Source organism: Nonomuraea wenchangensis (assembly GCF_900111685.1).
Taxonomy (GTDB): domain Bacteria; phylum Actinomycetota; class Actinomycetes; order Streptosporangiales; family Streptosporangiaceae; genus Nonomuraea; species Nonomuraea wenchangensis.
This window is the reverse complement of sequence record NZ_FOHX01000005.1, coordinates 1-23,528: the sequence shown is the minus strand read 5'-3', so window position 1 is coordinate 23,528 and position 23,528 is coordinate 1. Positions and strand designations below refer to the sequence as shown.

Below are 23,528 nucleotides of genomic sequence, written 5' to 3'. Positions count from 1 at the left end.
CCCGCCGGTCAGGCCCCGCGCTCGGGGTCCAGCGGCGCGAGCAGGTCGTGCAGCTCCTCGAACAGCCCAGGAGCCGCGCAGATCGCGAAGTCCGGGCTCACCGGCCGGCCGTTGAGCCCGCCGAGCCGCGCCCCCGACTCGGTCGCCACCAGACCGGCGGCGCCGTAGTCCCAGGGGTTGATGCCCCGCTCGTAGTAGGCGTCCACCCGGCCCGCGGCGACCGAGCACAGGTCGATGGCGCACGAGCCGCCCCGCCTGATGTCGCGCACCCGCGGCAGCACCTCCGCCACCACCTCGCCCTGCACGGCCCGGCCGGCCTGGGAGTAGCCGAACCCGGTCGCGACCAGCGCCTGCGGCAGCGGCACCCCGGTGTTGCAGCGCAGCCGCGCGCCGCCGAGCCAGGCGCCCTCGCCCAGCGCGGCGGTGAAGACCTCGCCGCGCGTCGGCACGTTGACCACGCCGGCCACCACCCGGCCGCCGACCTCGACGGCGATCGACACCGCCCAGTCGGGCAGGCCGTACAGGAAGTTGACGGTGCCGTCGATCGGATCGACGATCCAGCGCACGTCCGACTCGCCCGGCGCCTCTCCGCCCTCCTCGCCGAGGATGCGGTCACCCGGGCGGGCGGCCTCGATGCGCTCGCGGATGAGCAGCTCCGACGCCGTGTCCAGGGCGGTGACCACGTCGGTGGGGCTGGACTTGGTCTCGATCTCCGCGGACATCGTGGGCCGCTTGGCCAGCAGCATGTCGCCGGCCTCGCGGGCGATGTCCTCGGCGAGCGTCAGGAAGTCGGTCATCAGGCCACCGAGTCCGGGCGCTTCCACTCCTCGCCGAGCACGTGCTGGGCGAGGAAGGCGAGGACGGTCTCGTACCAGGCGACGGCGTTGCCTGGCTTGAGTATCCAGTGGTTCTCGTCGGGGAAGTACAGGAACTTGGCGTCGACCTCGCTGCGGCGCAGGTCCCACCACAGGCGCAGGCCCTCGCCGATCGGCACCCGGTAGTCCTTGTCGCCGTGGATGACGAGCATCGGGGTGGTGATCTTGTCGAGGGAGCGGTGCGGCGACAGCCGGTCGTAGCGATCGGAGCCGGGCGCGCCGAACTCCCGCTGCCAGTAGTGGGCGGCGTCGGTGGTGCCGGCGAACTGGTCGAGGTTCCACAGCGAGGCGTGGGTGACGATGGCGCGGTAGCGGTCGGTGTGCCCGGCCAGCCAGTTGGCCATGTAGCCGCCGAACGAGCCGCCCATGGCGGCGATGCGCTCGCTGTCGATGTCGTCCCTGGCCAGGACGACGTCCACGATGGCGTCGAGGTCGGCCTGGGTGCGCGGGCCCCAGTCACCCCAGCCGCGATCGATCATGTGCTGACCGTAACCCGTGGACAGGCACGGGTCGGGGAGCAACACGGCGTAACCGTGCTCGGCCATGATCCACGACTGCCAGCGCCACTGCCAGTCGTTCCAGGAGGCCACGGGGCCGCCGTGGATCCACAGCAGGAACGGCGCCGGGTCGTCGGCGGAGGCGCCCTCGGGCAGCACGAGCCAGCCGCGGACGGTCTGGCCGTCGTCGGCGGTGGCGGTGACCTCGGTGAGCGTGCCGCGCACCTCGGGGCGGGGCGCGGGCGAGGGCAGGTCGGTGACCTCGCCGGTGGCGAGCTCGATCCGGGCCGGGCCGGGGGCCAGGTCGACGGCGCTGCGCACGACGTACAGGAAGCGGCCGTCGGCGGTGACGTCCGGCTGCGCGTACGCGGCGTCGTCCGCGGTGATCCTGCGGACCTCGCCGTCGAGCGGCACCTGGAAGACCGGGCGGCGGCCCTGGTGGTCGGCCACGACGTAGACGGAGGCGGAGTCGGGCGCCCAGGCGACGCCGGAGGGGAACAGGTCGGTCGCGTACGCCCGGCCCTCGCCGGTGGCGAGGTCGGCGATCCACAGCTCGCTCCTCGCCGAGACCTCCATGGAGGTGAACCGGCTGCGCGAGCAGGCCAGGCGGGCGCCGTCCGGGGAGATCGCGAGCGGGCCCTCGAAGTCCTGGCCCTCCTCGGTGACCAGCGTGCGCCGCTCGCCGGTGGCCAGGTCGATGACCACCAGGTCCGTACGGAACTCGCCGCGCGGCAGCTCCACCCGCCAGGTGGTGACCACGCGGGCGCCGTCGGGCGTCAGCTCGAAGACGGCGTTGCGCAGCGCGTTCCCGGCGTCGGGAGTGAGCTCGCGCACGTCCTCCAGCCGGTCGGCGCCGAGCCGGGCGGCGAACAGGCGGGGGCGGCCGGGGCCGAGGTCGTGGTCCCAGTAGCGGACCGCCGCGCTCTCGTGCAGGATCGCGCTGATCCCGGCGTCCTTGCGGGCCTTGCGCCGCTCCGCGTCGCCGGCCTCCTCGCCGTCGAGCACGTCGGAGACGAAGACGACCGCGTCGCCGGCGGTGCGCACCGCGCCGATCCCGCCGGGCCTGGCGGCGACCTGGCGGGCCTCGCCGCCCGCGCGCGGCAGCAGCCAGAGCGCGGGGACCTCCTCGCCGGCGTCCTTCACGGTGGGGTCGGGGCGGGCGGAGGTGAACAGGACGTCGCCGGCGTCGGTGAACACGGCGGCCGACTCGCCCTTGGCCGAGCGGGTCAGGCGGAAGGGCTCGCCCCCCGCGGGGCCGTCCAGGGGGACCTCCCAGAGCGCGGTGCCGTACGACTTTCCGTCAGGGTTGAGTGACTGCACGATGGAGACGAGCCGGGAGCCGTCGGGCGAGAGCTGGACCGAGAGAACACGGGGGATGGCCACATAGTCGCGAATGTCATTAAATGCGCTCACTCGATCGAACCTACCTCGCGAGAGGACCACCGTCGCTCGTGAATAGGCTGGTTCACGTGGCTGATTACGACGCTCTGCTGCTCCTGTCGTTCGGCGGCCCGGAGGGCCCCGACGACGTGATGCCGTTCCTGGAGAACGTGGTGCGGGGGCGCGGCGTGCCGCGCGAACGGCTGCTGGAGGTCGCCGAGCACTACCAGGGATTCGGCGGGGTCAGCCCGATCAACCGGCAGAACCGCGAGCTCCTTGAGGCGCTGCGCCCGGTCCTCGACGTGCCCGTCTACTGGGGCAACCGCAACTGGCACCCGTTCGGCGAGGACACCGTCAAGCAAATGAAGGACGACGGCGTGCGCAAGGCGGCCGTGCTCGCCACCTCCGCCTTCGCCGGCTACTCCAGTTGCCGCCAGTACTACGAGGACATCAGCCGCATCTCGCTCGAGGGCGGTCCCGAGCTGATCAAGATGCGGCACTTCGGCGACCACCCCGGCTTCGTGGCGGCCATGGCCGACCACACCCGCGAGGCGCTGGAGCGGCTCGGCCGCGACGACGCCCGCCTGGTGTTCACCGCCCACAGCATCCCGGTCTCCATGGCCGAGACCGCCGGCCCGTCCGGCGGCCTGTACGAGGCCCAGATCCGCCGCAGCGCCGAGCTGGTCAACCAGGCGCTCGGCCGCGACGAGCCGTGGGACCTCGTGTGGCAGTCGCGCAGCGGCCCGCCGCAGGTGCCGTGGCTGGAGCCGGACGTCTGCGACTTCCTGCACAAGACGGACGCCCCGGCGGTCGTGCTGGTGCCGATCGGGTTCGTCTCCGACCACATGGAGGTCGTCTACGACCTCGACACCGAGGCCAGGGACGTCGCCGCCGAGCGCGGCCTGCCCCTGGAGCGGGCGGCCACCGTGGGCACGCACCCGCGCTTCGTGCGGATGGTGCGCGAGCTGATGGAGGAGCCCGAGCCGGTGCCCTGCCCGCTCACCTGCTGCCCGGCGCCCCGCCGGCACCGGTCCTAGGCGTAGGTCCTGGCGTACGCCTCGGCGATCCCCATGACCTTGTTCACGTAGTCCCACGAGTGGTTGTAGAACCAGATCGCCTTGCGCAGCTTCTCGCCGCCCTTGCCCGCGCCGTTGGCGCACAGGTAGCCGGCCGCGCTCGGCACGGCGTCGTACGGGCTCCAGATGTCGGCCTTGCCGTCGCCGTCGCCGTCCACGCCGTAGTGCTTCCACGTCGCGGGCATGAACTGCATGGGCCCGAGCGCGCCCGCGCTGGACGGGCCGTTGTTGCGGCCGTGCCCGCTCTCGACCTGCCCGATCGCGGCCAGCACCGTCCATGACAGGCCGGGGCAGCGGGCCGCGGCGAGCCGGTAGAGCTCCAGGTAGGTGCCGGGACGGCCGACGCTGACGCTCTGCGGGGTCTGCTGGGCGGTCGCCGTCGGCCGCTGCTTCTTGGCGCGGGCGGCGGCGTCCAGCAGGGCGACCTGGGTGCCCGCGCCGAGCAGCTTGCGCACCCCGGCCGCGCTGATCCGGCCGGGCCTGCCGTGCAGCAGCACCGCCACGCCAGGCGCGAAGCCCAGCGAGCGGCCGAGGTCCACGCCGACCAGGCCGTCCACGCCGGTGAGCCCGAGCGGCGCCGAGGCCGCCAGGCGCAGCTTCGGCCCGCCGTCCACCTGGTAGTACGCGCCGGGCACCATGCCGTACCTGCGGGCCGCGTCCGACTCCGCGACCAGCTCTCCCCTGGCCAGGGCGCTCCACACGGCGGGCTGGTCGGCGACGGCCTGCGGCGTCCAGGAGCGGAAGTGGGCGGGGTCCACGGCCAGCAGGTTGAGCGGGGTGCCGGTGAGCTTGACCCGGCCCGCGTCCACGACGACCACCTTCCGCACGTTCTTCAGCGCGCCCAGCCTGAGCCTGGTCTGCTCGGGCACCTGCGACCGGGCGATGGCGAGCACCCGTGGCGGGGTGACGGTCACGCCGTGGCCGCCCTCGCCGAGCTCCCGCCGCTCGCCCGCGGGCGCCGTCGTGGGTACGAGCGTCGGCACGAGCTGATCGAGGCGCGGCGCCGCCGTGGGGGAACGGACGGGCTCAGCGGAGCGCTGCCGCGCGCCGCTGACCAGGTCGCCGTCCAGCAGGACGATGACGCCGCCGGTCGCCACGGTGGCCACGACCACCGCGATGACCATGAGCATGACCGCACGGAAGGAGGGAAGACCGGACACGCGGGACACGTTAGCCCAGCCAGCGGGGAAATCATTTGCAATCCGGACATCGGTGCGCAAAGGTTGGCGGGCACAAGTAAGGGGGAAACGGGGTGGTCGGGCCTTACCGGGGGCTGTTCGACGGGCCTGGCATCAAGGGGTTCGTGCTGGCCGGGTTCGCCGGCCGGATGCCGATGTCCATGCTCGGGATCGGCGTCGTCTTACTCATCTCCGGCGTCACCGGCTCCTACGCCACCGCGGGCGGCGTGGCCGCCGCCAGCAACCTCGCCTTCGCCATCGGCGCCCCGATGTCGGGGCGGCTGATGGACCGGTTCGGGCAGAGCCGCGTCATCCCGCCGTTCGCCGTGGTCAACGCGCTCGCGCTGGCCGCGCTCATGATCTGCGCGTTCCTCGGGCTGCCCGACTGGACCCTGTACCTGTCCGGCCTGGTCGTCGGCGGCACCTCGCTGTCGGTGGGCTCGCTCGTACGGGCCCGCTGGTCGGCCATCCACGGCGGCTCGGCCCGGCTGCACACGGCCTTCGCCTTCGAGTCCGTCGTGGACGAGGTGGTCTTCGTCACCGGGCCCGCGCTGGTCACGCTGCTGGCCACGCGGTTCAACCCGTACATGGGGCTGGTGGTCGCGCTGGTCTTCATGCTGTCCGGCTGCCTGGCGCTGGCGGCGCAGCGGCGCACCCAGCCCCCGGTGTCGGAGGTCCGCGCGGCAGGCGGCACGCCCATCCTGATCCCCGGCATCGCGCTGCTGTCGTGCGTCTACGTGGCGATGGGCGCGGTGTTCGGGTCCGTGGACCTGGTCACGGTGGCCTTCGCCGAGGAGCAGGGGGTCAAGGGCGCCGCGGGGCTGCTGCTGGCCTCGTTCGCGGGCGGGTCGATGATCTCGGGGCTGTGGTTCGGGTCGCGGCACTGGAAGATCTCGCTGCGGGGGCGGTTCGTGCGGGCGCTGATGGTGTTCGCGCTGGGGCTGCTGCCGATCTCGTTCATCGGGAACGCGTGGGTCATGGCCGCCGCGCTCTTCCTGGCCGGCTTCGCCATCTCGCCGACCCTCATCACCGGCTTCTCGCTGGTCGAACGGCTGGCGCCGCCGTCGCTGCTCACCGAGGGCATGGCGTGGATCTCCACGGCGCTCGGCATCGGCGTGGCGATCGGGGCCTGGGCGGGCGGGCACCTCACCGAGGCCGCCGGCGCGTCCGCCGCGTATGTCGTCGCGCCGGGCGCCGCCGTGCTCGCGCTCGTCGTCGGGATCGGAGGTTCGGGTTTGCTGAGACTTCCTGAGGCAGCTTCACCCGCCGAAGGCTGATCCGCTACCGTCGGGACATCCCTCGCAACATCCATCACAAATGGAAGCTTTTCTGATGTCCCGACAACTCACCTCACTTCTGACCATCGCGGCAGTCTGCGTCACCATGGCCTCTGCGCCCGCGCAGGCCGCCGCCAAACCCGCCGACAAGTCCGCTCCTGTGGACTGCTCGAAGGTCAAGTGCATCGCGCTGACCTTCGACGACGGCCCGGGGAAGTACGCGGGCACGCTGCTGGACACGCTGAAGAAGTACGACGCCAAGGCGACGTTCTTCCTTGAGGGCCAGTACGCCAAGAGCCGCCCCCAGTACGTCAAGCGCATGGTCGCCGAGGGTCACGAGCTCGGCAACCACAGCTACAGCCACCCCGACTTCACCAAGCTCGAACCTGGGGCCATCAGGAACGAGATCCAGAAGACGCAGGACGCCGTCAAGAAGGCGGCGGGCGTGGAGCCGAAGCTGCTGCGGCCTCCGTACGGGCTGGCCGACCTGCAGGTCTCCGACATCGCGGAGGAGTACGGCATGCCGATCATCCTCTGGACCGCGGGTTCGGAGGACTGGGCGAGCAAGAACGTCGAGGCGATCAAGAAGAAGACCCTTGAGGTGGCCAAGCCCAACGGCATCATCCTCATGCACGACTGGGTGAAGCAGACCGTGGACGCGATGCCGTCCATCGTCAAGAGCCTGCAGGCCAAGGGCTACCACCTGGTGACGGTCTCCGACGTCATCAAGGGCGAGGCCCTGGAGGCGGGCGACATCTACCCGCTTCCCGCCGGCTGGGAAAACTGAGTATCGTTCACGTTTAACGTCGGAGGTGCCCGGGCTCCTGCCCGCTCGCGGAGGTGCTGCTCAATGGTCTTCACGAACTGGGCGGGGAACCAGACCGGCGAGCCCGCCGAGGTCCGGGCACCGGCCTCCGTCGCGGACGTCGTACGGGCCGTGCGCGACGCCGCCGCCTCCGGGCGGCGCGTCCGCATGGTCGGCACCGGGCACTCCTTCACCGGCGTGGCGCTCACCGACGGCCTCATGCTGCGGCCCCACGCGCTGACCGGCGTCGTCTCCTGGGACGAGGACCGCGTCACCGTCCTCGCCGGCACCCCGCTGCGGGAGCTCAACGAGCTGCTCCACCGGCGCGGCCTCGCCCTCGCCAACATGGGCGACATCACCGAGCAGACCGTCGCCGGCGCCATCCAGACCGGCACGCACGGGACAGGACGCGACAGCGGCGGCCTCGCCGACCAGGTGACCGGGCTGGAGCTGGTGCTCGCCGACGGCACGGTGGCGAGCGCCGCCCCCGGCGAGGAGCTGTTCGACGCGGCCAGGGTGGGGCTCGGCGCGCTCGGCGTGCTGACCTCGGTGACCCTGCGGGTGGAGCCCGCGTTCCTGCTGCACAACCGGCGGCGCAGGATGGCGCTCAGCGACATCCTCGCCTCGCTCGACGAGCTGACCGCCGGCAACGAGCATCTCGACTTCTTCTGGCTGCCGCACACCGACGCCTGCCTGGTCAAGACCAACAACCGGCACCCCGGACCGCCCCGGCCGCGCAGCGCCGCGCGGCACTGGATGGACGACGTCCTGCTGGAGAACACCGTGTTCGGGGCCGCCTGCGCGCTCGGCGCCCGCGTCCCCGGGCTGATCCCGCGCATCAACGCCGTCAGCGCGGCGGCGCTCGGGGACTCCGAGTCGGTGGACGCCTCGTACAAGGTCTTCACGGCCCGGCGGGACGTGCGCTTCCTGGAGATGGAGTACGCGGTGCCGCGCGAGCGGCTGGCGCAGGCGCTGCGCGAGACCCGGGACCTCGTCGAGCGCATGGACTGGAAGATCACGTTCCCGGTGGAGGTGCGGGTGACGCCGCCGAGCGACGCCTGGCTGTCCACGGCGTACGGGCGGGCGTCGGCGTACATCGCCTGCCACGTCTACCGGCCCACGCCGAACCCGGCGTACTTCGAGGGCGTCGAGGAGATCATGACGCGGCTGGACGGGCGGCCGCACTGGGGCAAACTGCACACGCGCGACGCCGCCTACCTCGCCAAGGTCTATCCCCGTTTCGCCGACTTCACCGCGCTCCGCGACCGGCTCGACCCCGGCCGCCTGTTCGGCAACGCCTACCTGGACCAGGTGCTCGGCTGAGCCTCCGCCTCCAGGTGGTCCGGCTCGGGAGCCGGGTCGGCCGGGGTCGGCTCCGGCTCGGGCGGAACGGTGGCGCTCTGCTGAGGCTCGACCGGCTCCTGGCTGGTGGGGGCGGTGGGGGCGACCGTGCCCGGGGCCGTGGGCGTGGCGGTGACCGTGGTCGTCACGGTCGGCGTGGCGGTCGGCGACGGTGTCGGCGTGGGCGTGACCTCGGCCTCCGGCGTGGCCACCGGCGCGGCGGGAACGCTCGCCCGGACGGCCGGCTCCGACGGCCCCCGGCGGTCGCCGTTGTCGGGCTTGTGCCGCGTCGTCCCGCCGGTGACCTGCTCGTGCACCGTCTGCCTGGCGGCCGCCTGGTAGACGAGGATGCCGCCCATGCTGACCGCGAACACCAGCGCAGCCGCCATCGCCACCCGCCCCCACGGCAGCCTCCTGCGCGGCTCCTCGGCCTCGACGACGGGCATCACCAGCGTGTCCCCGCCCTCGCCGGCCCCGGACGCCTCCTCCTCGGCGCCGGCGGGAGCACCCGCCCGCAGCCGCACCCGCTCCCCCGTCCGCTTCAGGTAGTGCGTGTAGACGGCGGTGCCCACCGTGCTCCCGACGCTCATGACCGCCGCGCCGATCACCGTGCCGGCCACGCCCAGGAAGGAGGCGGCCACCGCGGCCGTCACCGCCGCGAGAGCGCTCCCCAGGATCTGCGGCCCACTCAGCTCGAAGTTCCGCTGCTTGCCGCCCATCCCCCGGATCAGTCCTCTCTCATCATGCGCTCGGTAAAGACCTGTCCCGTGAATAGACGTGACGGCGTGTCCCGATGTTGGTGTGACATGGCTGACAGGCACCCTCGTGGCTCGTGCCCCGACGACTCGGCCTGCCCTCCGTGTATCTGGCCGCGGCCGCGGCGACGGCCGCCGCGACCGCCGTACCCCTGGCCATGACGCCCGCCTCCGGCCTCACCGCGCGCCCCGCCGTCACCGAGCCGACCCGGCCCTACATCGTCGTCGCGCGCGGCCGGGCCGCCGCCCGCGACCTCGTGGGCGAGGTGCGCTGGCGGGTGCGGCGCTACTACACCGCGGCGCTGCCCGGCTTCGCCACGTATCTCACCGCCGCCGAGCTGGCGTCGCTGCGCGCCGACCCCCGAGTGCGCGCAGTCGAGCCCGACCGGCAGATCCACCCTATGCCCGTACGCCGTCCCGCCCACCCTCTCACCGGGCCCGCCACCGGGGCCGGAACCACGATCTACCTGGTGGACAGCGGTGTCGACACCGGACGCGCCGAGTTCGGCGACCGGGCGTGGCGGGCCTACGACGCGACCGGGGGCACCGGCCGCGACTGCACCGGCCACGGCACCCAGGTCGCCGGCCGGACGCACGCCGCGGCGCCGGCGGCCGGGATCACCTCGATCAGGGCGCTCGGCTGCGGCGGGCCCGGCTCACTGGCCGACGTGCTGGCGGGGCTGGAATGGATCCGCAGGCACGCCCGGGGACCGTCCGTCGCCGCCCTCCCCGTGGACGGCGCGGGCTCCCCCGCTCTCGGCCAGGCCGTGCGCTCCCTGGTGGGCGCCGGCGTGTTCGTGGTAGGGGCCGCGGACGCGGACGAGTGCCGGATCGGGCCGGGCGGGGCCGCGTACACGGGGGCCGTGCCGCACCTCGCGGCGGCCGCCGCGCGGCTCCTGGAACACACCCCCGACGCGAACCCGACGATCCTCGCGTCTCAGCTCAACTGCGCCTTTGCCCGCGACGCGATTCGCCAGAACCCGTCGAGGGCCCTTAACCTCCTCATGCATAGCGGCGGGCTCTAGAGGGATGGATTCGACGAATGTGACCGGCGTCACATCGCCCCTTGGCTATCCCAGGAAGGCGATGTTCGGACATGCCGGGTACGGTGCTGGCAGGCAACCGGCACACGCGAGAGACTCAAGGGTCCGGGGGAAGAATGGCGACGCTGACGAAGGGACTCGCATGCAGGAGCTCCGACTCGTCGCGGTGAGTGAGGACGGCACCTATCTCGTACTGGCCACGGCCGGACGGGGCACCCGCTTCACTCTTCCCGTGGACGACCGGCTCCGTGCTGCCGTCCGCGGCAATTTCTCCCGTCTCGGCCAGTACGAGATCGAAGTGGAGAGTCCGTTGCGTCCCAAGGAGATCCAGGCCCGCATCCGCGCCGGTGAGACCGCCGAGGAGATCGCGGCGACCGCCGGGATCCCCGTCGAGCGGGTGCGCTGGTTCGAGGGGCCCGTCCTGCAGGAGCGGGAATACGTCGCCCAGCAGGCGCAGCGCGTCGCCGTACGCATGCCGGGCGAGTCCGCCCCCGGCCCCACGCTCGGCGACCTCGTCGCCGAGCGGCTGACCAGGCGCGGCGTCCCCACGGACGAGATCGACTGGGACTCCGCCAAGCGCGACGACGGCCTGTGGCGGGTCAAGCTCGGCTACGTCTGGAACGGTCACACGCGCCACGCCGAATGGCTGTTCGACCCGCGCAAGCGGCACGTGTCGCCGCACGACGACGAGGCCATGCGGCTGTCGGCGGCCGACTTCGACCCCGAGCCGCCCGTGGTGGAGGACACCACGGTGACGCCGTTCGCGCCGCGCGTGGCCAAGCTGCAGCCGGTGCCGCCGCTCGCCTCCGACGCGCTGCCGTTCCCTTCGGTGGTGCGGCGCGAGCCGGAGGAGCCCGCCGTCGGCTACAACCCGCCCCCACGCTCCGCCGACCCCGGCCTCTCCCGCCCCGCCGACGCTCCGTCCCGCGAGTCGGCCTATCTCGCCGACCTGCCTTCGCGCGAGTCCGGCTACCGGGCTGACCCGCCTTCGCGCGAATCCGCCTACCACGCCGACCCGTCCTCCCGCGAGTCCGCCTACCGTGCAGACCCGCCTTCTCGTGAGTCGGCCTACCGTGCAGACCCGCCTTCGCGCGAGTCCGCCCACCACGCTGACCCGTCCTCCCGCGAGTCCGCCTACCACGCCGACTCCCCTTCTCACGAGTCCGCGTTCCGTCAGCCGACCGACGCCACCCGCGACCAAGCCCCGGCGGGCCGCGAGCCGCTGCGTTCCGACTCGCCGTCCCGTGAGGCCGGCCACGCCCGGCCCGGCGACAACTCGTCCCGCCGCGGCGGGTCTTCGCCGTGGCTGCCCGACTTCAGCTCGGGCCGCCCAGCCGACCGCGACAACGACACCATCTACGCCCCGTCCGCCCGCGCCACCTCGACGGACGCTCCCACCACCCACGAGCCTCCGGCCGCCGAGCTCCGTACGGCCCCGCAGCCGACGCCGCCGCCTGCCGAGAGCGTCACGCCTGGTCAGCCGACGCCGCCGCCAGTCCAGGACGCGGCACCCGCCGAGCCGGCCGGGCAGGCGTCTCCGTCTGCCCACGCGACTCCGGGCACCGACACGACCCCCTCCACCGCGGAGCCGTCCGCCCCAACCGCCGCCGAGGGGCTGTCCACCAACCCGCCGTCCGGCGACGCGGTGTCAAGCGATGCGGCCCAGCCGGACGAGGAGTCCACGTCCGCCGAGCCGGCCGCGTCCGCGCCGGTGACCCCTGCGGCTCAGGTGGCGCCGTCCACCGAGCCCTCGGCCACCACCGACGCCGCCGCCACTCCGGAGGCAGCCACCGACTCCACCACCCCGCAGGAGCCGACCTCCGCAGATACGACCTCCGCGGACACGACTGCTGCGGACGCGACCTCTGCCGGCGCCGCCGAAGCGCAGCCGTCCACTGACGCGAGCGTCACAGTGGACTCGTTCACCGAGCCAGCGTCCGACGCCACTGCCGCCGCCGTCCAGCCGACCGCGCCCGCCGTCCAGCCCGCCAGTGGGACCGCCACCACCGACGCCACGACGCCGGCCGCCGAAGCCTCGCCCGCCCACGCGACGGCGCCGGCCGCCGAAGCCTCGCCTGCCGACGCCACGGCCACCGCTGCCTCGCCTGCCCCCGAGGCGAGCACCGACGCCGACGCGGCACCCGTTCAGCCGGCGACCAGCGACGACGGGAAGCCCGACCAGGCGCCGAGCCAGGCCGCCCCCGTCGCGGCGGAAGCCCCGGCTGCGGAGACGAAGCCGAGCACGGAGACCTCGGAGCCCGAGGAGCCCGCCGCCGCCCAGCCGGCCGCTACCGAAACCGCCGTCACCGAGCCGCCCACCGTTAACGAGCCCGCCGCCGCCACGGAGCCTCCGGCCACCGAGCCCGCCGCCGGTACGGCAGCCGCTACTGCCACCGAGCAGTCCAGCACCGCAGAGCCCGCCGCCGCGGAGCAGGTCACCGCAGGACCCGCCGTCGCGGAGCCCGCCACGGCCGAGCCCGCCGTGGCTGAGCCCGCCGTGGCCGAGCCCGCCGTGGCCGAGCCCGCCGTGGCCGAGCCCGCCGTGGCCGAGCCCGCCGTGGCAGAACCAGCAACCGCAGAGCAGTCGGCCGCCACGCCGGCCGCTGCCAGCCCCGAAGTGCCCGCTGCCGAGCAGCCGGTCGCCGAGGACGCTGCCCCTGCGGCTGAGCAGCCCAAGCCCGAACAGCCGAAGGCGGACCAGCAGCCCGAGGCCGAGCAGGAGGCGGTCAAGGAGGCCAAGCCTCCGGCGCCCAAGCCGAAGCCCGCCCCTGCCGCCGAGCCCAAGGTCCCGGCCGCACGGCCGGGGGGCAAGGACGCCAAGGAGGAGCCGCCGGTTCCGGTGCCGTCCCCGCCGCCCGCCCCCGCCGCCCGGCAGGCGCGCAAGGGCTCCCGTGGCCGCCGCGCCTCCGTCCCGACCTGGGACGAGATCATGTTCGGCGCCCGCCGCCAGGACTGACCGGCGAGTCGCGACGCGACCCCGCACGTCGTGAGTCCCCGGCCCTGACGGCCGGGGACCGCGTCAGGAGTCCTCAGGGCCGCTGAGGAACGGGGTCAGCCATTCCGGCGTCACCTCCGTCGGGAAAGCCACCCCCTGCGCCTCGGAGACGTCGATAGCCTCGTAGCCGCCGGTGCCGGCCCCCACACCGGCGATCAGGGTGAGCACCCCGGCGCGCCGCTGGAACCAGGTCTGCCGCAGCCGCCACCCCACCACGGCCCGTCGTTCGATCACGGCCTGGGCCCGGCGCAGCGACCCCGACCGTACGCTGAGCCGCGCCCCGTCATAGCCGTGCCCCAGGGACGCGTACCGGTCGAGCCCCAGGGGGATGCCCGCGCCTGCGAGCAGCAGCGCGACCACGGCCAGGATCCACCCCAGCGTCACCCCGGTGGCCACCGCCGCGACGGCGCTCAGCAGGGCCAGCAGCGCCCAGGGGAAGATCGCGCGGAAGAGGCGGCGGTTGCGGGCCACGGGCGGGTGGGGGCGCAGGGCGGCGTCGTACGGCCCGACGGCCTCGCCCGTGACCGCGTACGCGACCGGCCGTGGCACGTCGGGGAGAAGCTGGCCGCGCGTCCGCGAGTCGCCGAGGCCGGTCACGATGGCCCAGGCGCGTACGACGCCCGCCCACCGCTCGGCCAGCCCGTCCACGATCTCGTAGCCGCGCACCCGCTGGGACTCCAGTGACACGCTCCGCCGGTTGACCAGGCCGCGCTCGGCGACCAGGTAGCCGTCCCGCCGCTTGAGCACGAAGTCCCAGTTGAAGACGGCATACATGACCCCGCCGAGCACCGGCATCGCCAGGACGAGCAGCACGGCGACGGCCAGCAGCAGGTAGGGGCGCTCCCAGAGCCACTCCCCCGCGTGCCAGGCGACGTCGCGGCCCACTCCCAGCTCGTCGCCCCACTGAAACGCCAGCCCGATGGCGCCGCCCGCGAACGCGAACGGCGTGAGCAGGTAAGCCCCGGACAGCGGCCCGTACAGCAGCCACCGCTTCGGCACCCTGACGATCTCCCGCTCGGCATGAGCCGCACGCGCGGGATGAGCGGGATGGGTGGGATGCACGGCGGCGGGGGCGGTGCGGCGCAGCAGGACGGTCTTGAGGCGTTCGGCCTCGGTGAGCGTCACCCCGTCGAGCCCGGCCTCCTCGTTCCCGCCGCTCGCTCCCGTGTCGATCTTGAGAACGGCCAGGCCGAGCAGCCGGTGCATGGGAGGCGTGGAGACGTCGACGCCGCGGATCCGTTCCAGCGGGATCGTACGGACCGACCGGCTGATGAGCGCGCGCTTGGTCTCCAGGCGGTCGCCCACCAGCTCGTACGTGAAGGTGGCCCAGCGAATGACCGCGAACACCACCGTGCCGACGACGCCGAGGGCGGCCCAGATGTACGACCTGGGCGAGAACCCGCCCACGAACAGCACGCCCACCAGGGGAAGGAGGAGGGAGGGCAGCATCCGCACCGGGTCGATGAGCAGCACCTTCGGGCTCAACCGCGACGGCATCGGAACAGGCATCGGCGGCGGGTACGGCCCCTGAGGCGACGGATACGGGCCCTGGGGCGGCGGATACGGCCCCGCAGGCGGCGGCGGATACGGCCCCTGAGGCGACGGCGCGGCCGGATGACCGCCGGAAGGCGGACCCTGCGAACCCGGCGGACCCTGCGGCCCCGGCTCCCCCGGCCCGAACTCACTCTGGTAGGGACGGGGTTCGGTCATGTCGCGTCGTCCCTCAGCACCTCGGCCCGCCGCGCGAGCTGCTCGGCCAGCCCTGCCGCCACCCCGTGCTCCAGCCCCTGGATCGTGGACGACCCGGCGTGCGACGCGGTGCGGATCTCCAGAGTGGCCAGCCCGAGCATCCGCTCGAACCAGCCTTGCCCCTTGTCGACGGTCTGAATGCGGCTCACGGGCACGAAGACCCACTCTCTGGTCAGGAACCCCGACCTGGCGTAGACGACGTCGCCTGAGAGCTCCCAGCGGTGCACGGCATAACGTACGAACGGCTCGGCCGCCAGGAACGGCAGCCCCAGCACCACGACCGCGACGGGCAGCAGCCAGGAGTGCTCCGAGAGCCAGTCGGGCAGCCATCCCCATCCGCTGACCAGCCGCGCCACCAGCAGCGAGCCTCCCAGCATGAGGACGAACGCCATCAGTGACTGGAGCAGCCACAGGCGTACGGCCTTGGGCGAGACGCGGTTGGCGGGGTCGCGTAGCGGGCCTTGAGAGGTCACAAGCCCAGCTTAGGACCGAGGGCGGCACACGCCGCCGGGCCGGTAAAGATCGACGCTCCGCGCGGCGTGTCCGCCCGCCCGTCCGCGCCGCCGGTGCCATGCTCGATGGCGGTCCGGCCGCAGGCTGTCGTGCCTGGCCACCGGCGGCGCCACGTTCGTGCCAGCCAGGCCCAGGGCCAGCGCCAGGCCGCACCCGGAGCGCGATCGCCCCCACGCAACGTGGCAGCCGCCGTCCCCCATCCCTCACCCTCCGGCCACCCGCCGCCGGCCGGAGGACGTCCCCTTGGCGTCCTTCCTCACGTCGCGATACCGGGAGGGGGTTGCTACCAGAGGGGCGGGTGTGGCGAACTTCACTACGCGGATCCCGCGATTACGGCTGGTTTCGGTTCCTTTACCGGGCACCGACCATCGAGAAACGGTCTGCGCATCGCCGAGAGCCGCGTAGCATCGTCCGGCATGGGGCTGTGTAACACGGCAACGCGTCTGCGACGCATCACCGTCACTGTGACGGCTGTGGCCGCCGCGTTCGCGCTGACGGGTTGCGGCAGTCTCATCGGCAGATCACAGGCCAAGGACATCGCGGAGATCAACGTCTCGAGCCCGGAGCTGCGCGACGGCAAACCGATGCCGCGCGAATACTCCTGCCAGGGTGGTCAGGGCAGCCCGCCGCTGCGCTGGTCGAGTCAGCCGCAGTCGGAGGCCAAGTCGATCGCGATCGTGGTCGACTCGCACACCTCCTCGGACGCGGCCGTGCACTGGGTGCTCTACAACATCCCGGCGACCACGACCGAGCTGGGCCCCAACGCCGCCGAGGACCCGCCGGAGGGCAGCGGTCAGGCGAAGGTGACCAGCGGGAAAACGGGTTACGACCCCCCATGCAGGACCCCGGGGAGCTACCGCTTCACGGTCTACACGTTGAACGGCAAGGTCGATCCGGCAGCGGGGAGCACCCTCCCCGAGATCCTCAAGCAGATCGCGGACCAGACCATTGCTCGCGGCAGGCTGACGGCGGTCGACATCGAGTGATGAGGCGAACACCGCTGGTAATAGGGTGTACCAATTCTTCACGTAGGGTGTGACAACGCTCATAGTGGTCCGACACAATCAGATCCAATCGTTAGGCATTGGTGATCAAAGGGGGCAGGTCGCGTCGATGGCCGCGCGATCTCACCGGTGCCAGAGGGAGGCCATGGCTTTGAGGGTGGTGCAATGACAGCGGTCGTCGTGAGCTTGGTCGCTATCGTGCTCCTCGTGCTCGTCGTCGTGGCACTGGGCATGCGTTCGATGAGTCGGCGGGAGAGCTCGCTGCCTCCTGAACGACTGAAGGAGATGGCGGAGAAGGAGGAGAAGACCCATGCGCGCTCCACGGACGAGTTCGCGTCCCACGAGCCGCGGATGGCGAACTTCAGCCCCGACTTCAGCCCCATAGACGCGCCCAAGCAGCCCAAGCCGGTCCGTACGGGCCAGCGCGGCAAACGCGGCGTGGACGAGTGGGGCAACCCCGCCGTCAACGACGACGATGACGAGGAGTTCTGGGCCAACATCCGCAGCGACGCCGAGCAGGGCGGCTTCGGCGCGGGCGGCACCGTCGCGGCCAGGAAGGCCGCCAACCGTCCCGGCGACCCCGCGTCCGAGCGTCCCGCAGAACGCCCAGCCGAGCGTCCCGCCGAGCGGCAGCCGCAGCGCGCCGCCGAGCGCCCCGGCCGCCAGGACCGTCCCACTGACCGCCCCGCGGAACGCCCCGCCGACCGGCCCGCGCAGCGCCCCAGCGAGCGGCGCAGCGAGCGCAAGTCCAAGCCGCGTCCCGTGCCTGCGGCCGTCGACCCCGACGCGACCACCATCCAGGCCCCTCTGCCGCAGCGCCAGGCCCCGGCCGCCGCTGCCGCCAACCTCGCCGACCTCGTCGAGCCCGCCCGGCGCACGCCTTCCCAGGCCGAGCTCGCCGAGCAGCGCACCGTGACCTTCGCCGCCCCGACGCCCGACGTGCTGAGCATCCTCGGCGCGGGCGCGCAGCCGGTGCCCGCCTCCCGGCCCGAGTCGTCGCCCGCGCCCGCTCCCAGGCAGGAGCCGTCCCCGGCGCCCCGTTCATCCTCCCGCTCCTCGCGTTCCTCCCGCTCCCGTGCCGCGGCGAGCCAGGCCGCCCCGGCCGCCGCGAGCCCCGTCTCCGCGGCCCCGGCCACCGCCGGTCCCGCCGCCACGAGCAGCGGCTCCTACCCGGCCATCTCCTCCAACAGCACCGCCAGCGGCTCGTTCCCGGCCGCCACGCCCACCTCCAGCGGCTCGTTCCCGATCGCGCACCCGGTGCCCATCCACGGCGCGCCGACCAGCGACCCGTTCCCCGCCGCCTACAACGGCGCCCCGGCCGACGCCCTGGACAGCACGTGGACGACGCCGGCGCCGACCGCGTCCGGCTCCTGGCCGGCGGGGCCGGTGGCCGACATCCTCGACGACCCGGCTCCGGCCGCCTCCTACCCCGGTCCGGCGGGTTCCTGGCCGGCGTTCGACCAGCCCGCGTCCCGCTCGTCCTACCCCGCCTCCTACGAGGTGCGGCCCGGCTGGGCGGTGGCCGACGACTCCGACCCTGTAACCGGGCCGAGCCCCGCCACGGGCACCCCGACGGTCCCGAACCGGGCGGTCTCGGCGTCCGCCTCCTACCCTGACGTGCTGTCGACCCCGACGCCGGCCTCGCCGCCGTCCGCCTACCCGGCGTACGAGACGGGCGACATCACCAGCCTGCCCGCCTCCGCCTGGCCCGAGCCGCCCGTCGCGGGCGGCGCCCAGGCCCCCTGGCCCGGTTACGGCGCCCAGCCGCAGCCGGCCGCCCCTCAGGCGGCCCCCAACGCCGCCGACGGCACCACCCCCGGTGGACGCAGGCGCCGCGAGCAGGACTACCCGCACGACTACTACCGCTGAGACTCCCGGCCGGCCTTGAGCGCCGGCCATGAGCGCCGCCCTTGAGCGCCGCCCTTGAGCGCCGCCCTTGAGTGACGGCCTTGAGCGCCGCCCTTGAGTGACGGCCTTGAGCGCCGGCCTCGGGCGGCGCATCTCACCGGGCCGTCGGCCGTCGCCATTAGTCCGTAAAACCCACGCGAAGCGCAGCCAAAGCGCGGAAGCCCGCGCACTAGGGTTTGCTGCATGTTCCGCGACACGCAGGGTCGCCTGCTGAACACCCTCCGTCATGACGTGCCTGCCTCGCTGGTGGTGTTCCTCGTGGCGGTGCCCCTCTCCCTGGGCATCGCGCTGGCCTCGGGGGCCCCGCTCGCGTCCGGGCTGATCGCCGCCGTGGTGGGCGGCGTGGTCGCGGGCGCGCTGGGCGGATCGTCGGTGCAGGTGAGCGGGCCGGCGGCGGGACTTTCGCTGGTGGTCGTGGACCTGGTGCAGACCTACGGCTGGCGGGCCACCTGCATGATCACGTTGCTTGCCGGCGCGGTGCAGCTCGTGCTGGGCATGCTCAAGGCGGCCAGGGCGGCGCTCGCGGTCTCGCCGGCCGTCATCCACGGCATGCTGGCGGCGGTGGGTCTGATCATCGCGCTGTCCCAGCTCCACGTGGTGCTGGGCGGCTCGCCGCAGCAGTCGGCGGTGGCGAACCTGATCGAGCTTCCCGGCCAGCTCGCCGACGTGCACGGGCACAAGGTCATGGTGGGCCTGGTGACGATCGGGGTGCTCGCGCTGTGGACGCGGCTGCCCAGGCGGATCAGGGCCGTCCCCGCTCCGCTGGCAGCGCTGCTGGCCGCGGCGATGACGGCGTGGGTGTTCGACTGGAACGTCACCCGCATCGACCTGTCCAGCAGCGGCGTCGAGTGGGCCTTCCCCGTGCTGCCGCAGGGCGACTGGCACCTGGTGGTGGCCGCGGTGCTGCTGGTGGCGCTGCTGGCCGGCTGCGAGTCGCTGCTGTGCTGCGTGGCCGTGGACGGCAGGCACGGAGGCCGGCGCGCCGACCTCGACCAGGAGCTGACCGGTCAGGGCGTCGCGAACATGGTGTCGGGGGCGCTCGGCGGCCTGCCGCTGGCCGGGGTGATCGTCCGCAGCACCACGAACGTCATGGCGGGGGCGCGCACCCGCTGTTCGACGATCCTGCACGGGGTGTGGGTGCTGGTGTTCGCGCTCGGGTTCGGCTGGTCGATCGCGCTGATCCCGGTGGAGGCGCTGGCGGCGCTGCTGGTGTTCATCGGCGTGCAGATGGTGAACCTCGGCCACATCAGGAAGGTGCACGGCCACGGCGAGGTCCCCGTGTACGTCGTGACCATGGTCACCGTGATCCTGCTGGGCCTGGCGGAGGGCGTACTGGCCGGGCTCGGGCTGGCCGCGCTGCTCGCGCTGCGCCGGCTGACCTGGGTCACGGTGCTGAAGCGCGACGGCAGGGACGGCCGGCTGCACGTGACGGTGTCGGGGTCGCTGACGTTCCTGGGCGTGCCGCGGCTGACCCGCGAGCTGCGTACGATCGCCTCGGGCACACCGGTCGATCTCGACCTCAACATCGACTTCATGGACAACGCCGCGTTCGAGGCGCTGCACTCCTGGCGGCTGGACCACGAGCGGGCGGGCGGCACGGTCGACATCGACGAGCTGCACGACGAGTGGTACGCGCTGACGGCGAGCGGCGCCCGGACGCGCCCGACGAAGAGATCCATGCCGGTGGCGCCGGACCGCTGGTGGCTTCCGTGGGACCAGCGGCGCCGCGGCCCCGGCCGGCGCACCGTGCTCTCGAACGGCGGGTCCGTCCAGGTGGAGTGCCAGCTCACGGCGGGCGCCCGCGAGTACCACCGGCGCACGGCCCCGCTGGTGCGCCCGATCTTCACCGAGCTGGCCCGCAAGCAGCAGCCGTCACACCTGTTCATCACGTGCGCCGACTCCAGGATCGTGCCCAGCCTGATCACCGCGAGCGGCCCTGGCGACCTGTTCACCGTACGCAACATCGGCAACCTGGTGCCGCGCCGCGGCGCCGAGCCCCCCGACGACTCGGTGGTGGCCGCCATCGAGTACGCGACCCAGGTGCTGGGCGTGCACACGATCACCGTGTGCGGCCACTCGGGGTGCGGCGCGATGGCCGGGGTGCTGAGCGCGGGCGTACGGGCGGGCAGCCTGCCGGGGCTGCGGCGCTGGCTGCGGCACGGCCGTCACAGCCTGGCCAGGTTCATCGAGACCGAGGGCGACCGGCTGCACTCCGGGGCGCTGGACGTGCTGTGCCGGGTCAACGTGCAGCAGCAGCTGGAGAACCTGCGGACGTACCGGAAGGTCGACGAGCAGGTCAGGGCCGGGAAGCTGGAGCTGGTGGGGTTGTTCTTCGACATCGCGACGGCCCGGGTGCACCTGGTGCCGCCGCTGCGGTCTACGCCCTCGGTGAAGATGCCCGACGGAGGTGTGCTCGCGGGCGAAGAATGGGGCGCATGAAGGTTCTTGTCATAGGTGGTTCGGGGTTCCTGGGACGTGCCGTCGTGGAGGAGGCGCTGGCTCGAGGGCATGAGGTCACCACGTTCAACAGGGGGCGCAGTGGCGCCGACGTGCCCGGGGTGGAGGCCGTGCGCGGCGACCGCGAGTCGCCGGCCGACCTGGAGCGGCTGGCCGAGGGCCGCAAGTGGGACTACGTGGTCGACACCTCCGGCTACGTCCCGCGGGTGGTGGGCGCGTCGGCGCGGGCGCTGACCGGGCACGCGGGCACCTACGCGTTCATCTCCACGATCTCGGCGCTCGCCGGGTTCCCCGCCGAGCCCGCCGGCGACGACGCCGAGCTCTGGCCGTGCCCGCCCGACGCCGGCCCCGAGGACGGCAACTACGGCGTGCTGAAGGCGGGCTGCGAGCGGGCGGTCGAGCAGGGCTTCGACGGCGACGTGCTGATCGTGCAGCCGGGGATCATCCTGGGACCGTACGAGGACGTCGCCCGGTTGCCGTGGTGGCTCACCAGGATCGCGCGCGGCGGGAAGGTGCTCGCGCCGGGCGAGCCGGACGAGCCGCTGCAGTTCGTGGACGCCCGCGACCTGGCGATCTTCACGCTCGACCAGGCCGAGCGCGGCGGGAACGGCCGGTTCGTGGTGACGGGGCCGGTGGGCCAGACCACCTACGGCGAGTGGCTGGAGGCGTGCAAGGACGCCACCGGGTCCGACGCCGAGTTCGTGTGGGTGGACAGCGAGTTCCTGATCGAGCAGGGTGCCGGGGCGTTCGTGGAGCTGCCGCTCTGGGGCGGCCCTCCGTCGGCCGAGAACATCCATTTCTGGACCGTCCCGACCGACCGGGCGCAGGCCGCCGGGCTGCGGATCCGCCCGGTGGCTGAGACCGTGCGCGACACGTGGGCGTGGCTGCGGGAGATCCCGGAGCAGGAGCGCAACTTCGGCAAGAGGAGCACGCACGGCATCGCGCCGGAGAAGGAGGAGGCGATCCTCGCCGCCTGGGCGGCCCGTTCTGCGTAATCCTCCGCAGACCGGGCGCTTCCCGGCGGGCTAGTGTCGCGGTGCCGCGAGGCCCTCGTGGCGCCGGTCCTGACTCCCAGGGGCCGGAGGGGCGGAGACGTCCGGCGTCTCCGCCCCTCGCCCGCCCGAAAATTCTGTCGGCCGGCATGTAGAGAACCCGCCGCCCGCTCCGACTCCTTCGTGAGAACCGCTCCACCACGAAGGAGAATGCGAGATGAGCAAGGTCACCTGCGACATGGCGATGTCACTGGATGGCTTCACGGCGGGCCCCAACCAGAGCCTGAGCAACCCGTTCGGCGAGGGCGAGGACGGGCGGCTGACCCGCTGGATGGTCGACGAGCCGGAGACGCACGCCGAGGTCATCGCGGGAGTGGTGGACGCGGGGGCGTTCATCATGGGCCGCAACATGTTCACCCCGGGGCGTGGGGCGTGGGACCTCGGCTGGACCGGCTGGTGGGGCGAGGAGCCTCCTTACCACGCGCCGGTCTTCGTCCTCACCCGCCACCCGCGCGAGCCGCTGACGATGAAGGGCGGGACGACGTTCCACTTCGTCACCGACGGCATCGAGGCCGCCCTGGAGCGGGCGCGGGAGGCGGCGGGCGACCGGGCGGTCGCCGTCGCGGGCGGGGCGGCCACGGTCAACCAATACTTGGCGGCGGGGCTGATCGACGAGCTGCGCCTGCACGTCGCGCCCGTCTTCCTGGGGCGGGGCGAACGGCTGCTCGCCGGGATGCAGAACCTCGACCTCGAACCGGCTGGCGAGCCGTGGGGCACCGCCCTCGTCACGCACCTGACGTACCGGCTGCCCCGCCGCGCCTGACCTCCTTGTCGGCTGTTCGACTCAGGGCCGCGGGCGCGCGGCGCCCTCTCAACTGAAGGCGGCGCCCTCTCAGCTGTTGGAGGCGGCGCCCGCTCCGCTGAAGTACGCCGCCACCACCCGCGTGTGCAGCGAGAACGCCAGCTCCCGCGGCCCGTCGATCAGCAGCCACTCCGACGTCTCCGCGGTCGCCACCACCGGCGGAAGCGTGTCGGCGGCCACCCGCGGCCCGACCCCGAACACCAGCAGCGTCCCGTCGGGCGCGCTGATCACGTCGAACAGCCGCACCTCCCGCGCGTCCACAACCACCCCGGTCTCCTCGCGCAGCTCCCGTACGGCCGCCTCCTGCCACGACTCCCCCAGGTCGATGAAGCCGCCCGGCAGCGCCAGCTCCCCGCGCCGCGGCTCGACCGCCCGCCGCACCACCAGCACCCGCCCGCCCTCCACGGGCAGCACCAGCACGGCGACGGGGAGCGGATTGAGATAACTGGTGTTCCCGCACGCGGCGCAGGTGCGCGGCCACGGCTGACCGCCCGCGAAGGCCGCGCCACAGAAGGAGCAGTGCGTGTTCCTGGTCGTCATCGGTCCAGCCGTTCCATGAGTTTCCCGGCGAACCGGTGCATATGGGGATCAAGGTGCTCGCCGGGCTCGTCAAGCAGCCGCCGCGGCGCCACCCACCTGATCGCGGAGAACTCCCGCCGGTCGTAGGTGGTGACGGTGCCGACATCCAGGACGTACCAGAGCGAGACATCAGTGTGCGACCCCTCAGGTTGCGTCCACGGGAGTGGTGTACGAGTTTGGCCTGGTCATAGGCGTGGTGCCGTGAAATAAGAACGGCCATCGAGTGATCCTTCGAGTAGCTA

The 23,528-nt window shown here is 73.1% G+C and carries 18 protein-coding genes; 11 read left to right on the top strand and 7 right to left on the bottom strand.

Features of this window, described 5'->3' with window-relative positions; genetic code table 11:
• Positions 1-8: 8 nt before the first annotated feature.
• Together BMW85_RS15905 and BMW85_RS15900 are read right to left on the bottom strand one after the other, a co-directional pair.
• On the bottom strand, positions 9-797 hold the full coding sequence (locus BMW85_RS15905) for an inositol monophosphatase family protein (RefSeq protein ID WP_091081991.1): 789 nt from the start codon (positions 795-797) through the stop codon (positions 9-11).
• Positions 797-2,785, bottom strand: coding sequence for a S9 family peptidase (locus BMW85_RS15900; RefSeq protein ID WP_091081989.1), 1,989 nt, complete (start codon positions 2,783-2,785; stop codon positions 797-799). The genes BMW85_RS15905 and BMW85_RS15900 overlap by 1 nt, the downstream gene beginning before the upstream one ends.
• 56 nt (positions 2,786-2,841) lie before the next feature.
• Between BMW85_RS15900 and BMW85_RS15895 the strand changes: the two genes are divergently transcribed.
• Complete coding sequence (locus BMW85_RS15895) at positions 2,842-3,789, top strand: ferrochelatase (protein ID WP_091081988.1); 948 nt, start codon at positions 2,842-2,844, stop codon at positions 3,787-3,789.
• On the opposite strand, the gene BMW85_RS15890 is transcribed toward BMW85_RS15895, so the two are convergent.
• Positions 3,786-4,988 carry a lytic transglycosylase domain-containing protein gene (locus BMW85_RS15890; RefSeq protein WP_091081986.1) on the bottom strand — a complete coding sequence of 401 codons (1,203 nt, stop codon included), beginning with the start codon at positions 4,986-4,988 and terminating at the stop codon, positions 3,786-3,788. The genes BMW85_RS15895 and BMW85_RS15890 overlap by 4 nt on opposite strands.
• 92 nt (positions 4,989-5,080) lie before the next feature.
• Here BMW85_RS15890 and BMW85_RS15885 point away from each other — a divergent pair, with 92 nt between their 5' ends.
• From BMW85_RS15885 to BMW85_RS15875, 3 genes are all read left to right on the top strand, one after another.
• Positions 5,081-6,283, top strand: coding sequence for an MFS transporter (locus tag BMW85_RS15885; RefSeq protein WP_091081985.1), 1,203 nt, complete (start codon positions 5,081-5,083; stop codon positions 6,281-6,283).
• 106 nt (positions 6,284-6,389) lie between these two features.
• Positions 6,390-7,070: a polysaccharide deacetylase family protein gene (locus BMW85_RS15880; RefSeq protein ID WP_245774827.1), complete on the top strand. Its 681-nt coding sequence runs from the start codon at positions 6,390-6,392 to the stop codon at positions 7,068-7,070.
• Positions 7,071-7,133: 63 nt separating this feature from the next.
• Positions 7,134-8,411: a D-arabinono-1,4-lactone oxidase gene (locus BMW85_RS15875; protein ID WP_091081981.1), complete on the top strand. Its 1,278-nt coding sequence runs from the start codon at positions 7,134-7,136 to the stop codon at positions 8,409-8,411.
• Here BMW85_RS15875 and BMW85_RS49595 read toward each other — a convergent pair.
• Positions 8,387-9,148 (bottom strand): hypothetical protein, encoded by a 762-nt coding sequence (locus BMW85_RS49595; protein WP_091081980.1) that lies wholly within the window; start codon positions 9,146-9,148, stop codon positions 8,387-8,389. The genes BMW85_RS15875 and BMW85_RS49595 overlap by 25 nt on opposite strands.
• Before the next feature lie 113 nt (positions 9,149-9,261).
• Between BMW85_RS49595 and BMW85_RS15865 the strand changes: the two genes are divergently transcribed.
• Positions 9,262-10,209 (top strand): S8 family serine peptidase, encoded by a 948-nt coding sequence (locus tag BMW85_RS15865; protein WP_143082302.1) that lies wholly within the window; start codon positions 9,262-9,264, stop codon positions 10,207-10,209.
• Positions 10,210-10,369: 160 nt separating this feature from the next.
• Positions 10,370-13,183, top strand: coding sequence for a septation protein SepH (sepH, locus tag BMW85_RS50365; RefSeq protein ID WP_218155811.1), 2,814 nt, complete (start codon positions 10,370-10,372; stop codon positions 13,181-13,183).
• A 63-nt stretch (positions 13,184-13,246) separates the two neighbouring features.
• Here the strand turns inward: sepH and BMW85_RS15855 are convergent, their stop codons facing one another.
• Positions 13,247-14,731 (bottom strand): PH domain-containing protein, encoded by a 1,485-nt coding sequence (locus BMW85_RS15855; protein ID WP_245774826.1) that lies wholly within the window; start codon positions 14,729-14,731, stop codon positions 13,247-13,249.
• Positions 14,732-14,928: 197 nt separating this feature from the next.
• Positions 14,929-15,444: a PH domain-containing protein gene (locus tag BMW85_RS15850; protein WP_245774825.1), complete on the bottom strand. Its 516-nt coding sequence runs from the start codon at positions 15,442-15,444 to the stop codon at positions 14,929-14,931.
• A 504-nt stretch (positions 15,445-15,948) separates the two neighbouring features.
• On the opposite strand from BMW85_RS15850, the gene BMW85_RS15845 reads away from it, so the two are divergent.
• The 5 genes from BMW85_RS15845 (at position 15,949) to BMW85_RS15825 (ending at position 22,668) form a co-directional block, all read left to right on the top strand.
• Positions 15,949-16,470 carry a YbhB/YbcL family Raf kinase inhibitor-like protein gene (locus tag BMW85_RS15845; RefSeq protein WP_245774824.1) on the top strand — a complete coding sequence of 174 codons (522 nt, stop codon included), beginning with the start codon at positions 15,949-15,951 and terminating at the stop codon, positions 16,468-16,470.
• 198 nt (positions 16,471-16,668) lie between these two features.
• The gene (locus BMW85_RS15840; RefSeq protein WP_143082301.1) at positions 16,669-18,357 is read left to right on the top strand and encodes a hypothetical protein; all 1,689 of its coding nucleotides are present in this window, start codon (positions 16,669-16,671) and stop codon (positions 18,355-18,357) included.
• A gap of 222 nt (positions 18,358-18,579) precedes the next feature.
• Positions 18,580-20,835: a SulP family inorganic anion transporter gene (locus BMW85_RS15835; RefSeq protein WP_091081972.1), complete on the top strand. Its 2,256-nt coding sequence runs from the start codon at positions 18,580-18,582 to the stop codon at positions 20,833-20,835.
• Complete coding sequence (locus BMW85_RS15830; RefSeq protein WP_091082855.1) at positions 20,832-21,848, top strand: NAD-dependent epimerase/dehydratase family protein; 1,017 nt, start codon at positions 20,832-20,834, stop codon at positions 21,846-21,848. Before BMW85_RS15835 ends, BMW85_RS15830 begins: the two co-directional genes overlap by 4 nt.
• 214 nt (positions 21,849-22,062) lie before the next feature.
• The gene (locus BMW85_RS15825) at positions 22,063-22,668 is read left to right on the top strand and encodes a dihydrofolate reductase family protein (protein WP_091081971.1); all 606 of its coding nucleotides are present in this window, start codon (positions 22,063-22,065) and stop codon (positions 22,666-22,668) included.
• 69 nt (positions 22,669-22,737) lie between these two features.
• On the opposite strand, the gene BMW85_RS15820 is transcribed toward BMW85_RS15825, so the two are convergent.
• The gene (locus BMW85_RS15820; RefSeq protein ID WP_091081969.1) at positions 22,738-23,247 is read right to left on the bottom strand and encodes an NUDIX domain-containing protein; all 510 of its coding nucleotides are present in this window, start codon (positions 23,245-23,247) and stop codon (positions 22,738-22,740) included.
• Positions 23,248-23,528: the final 281 nt, after the last annotated feature.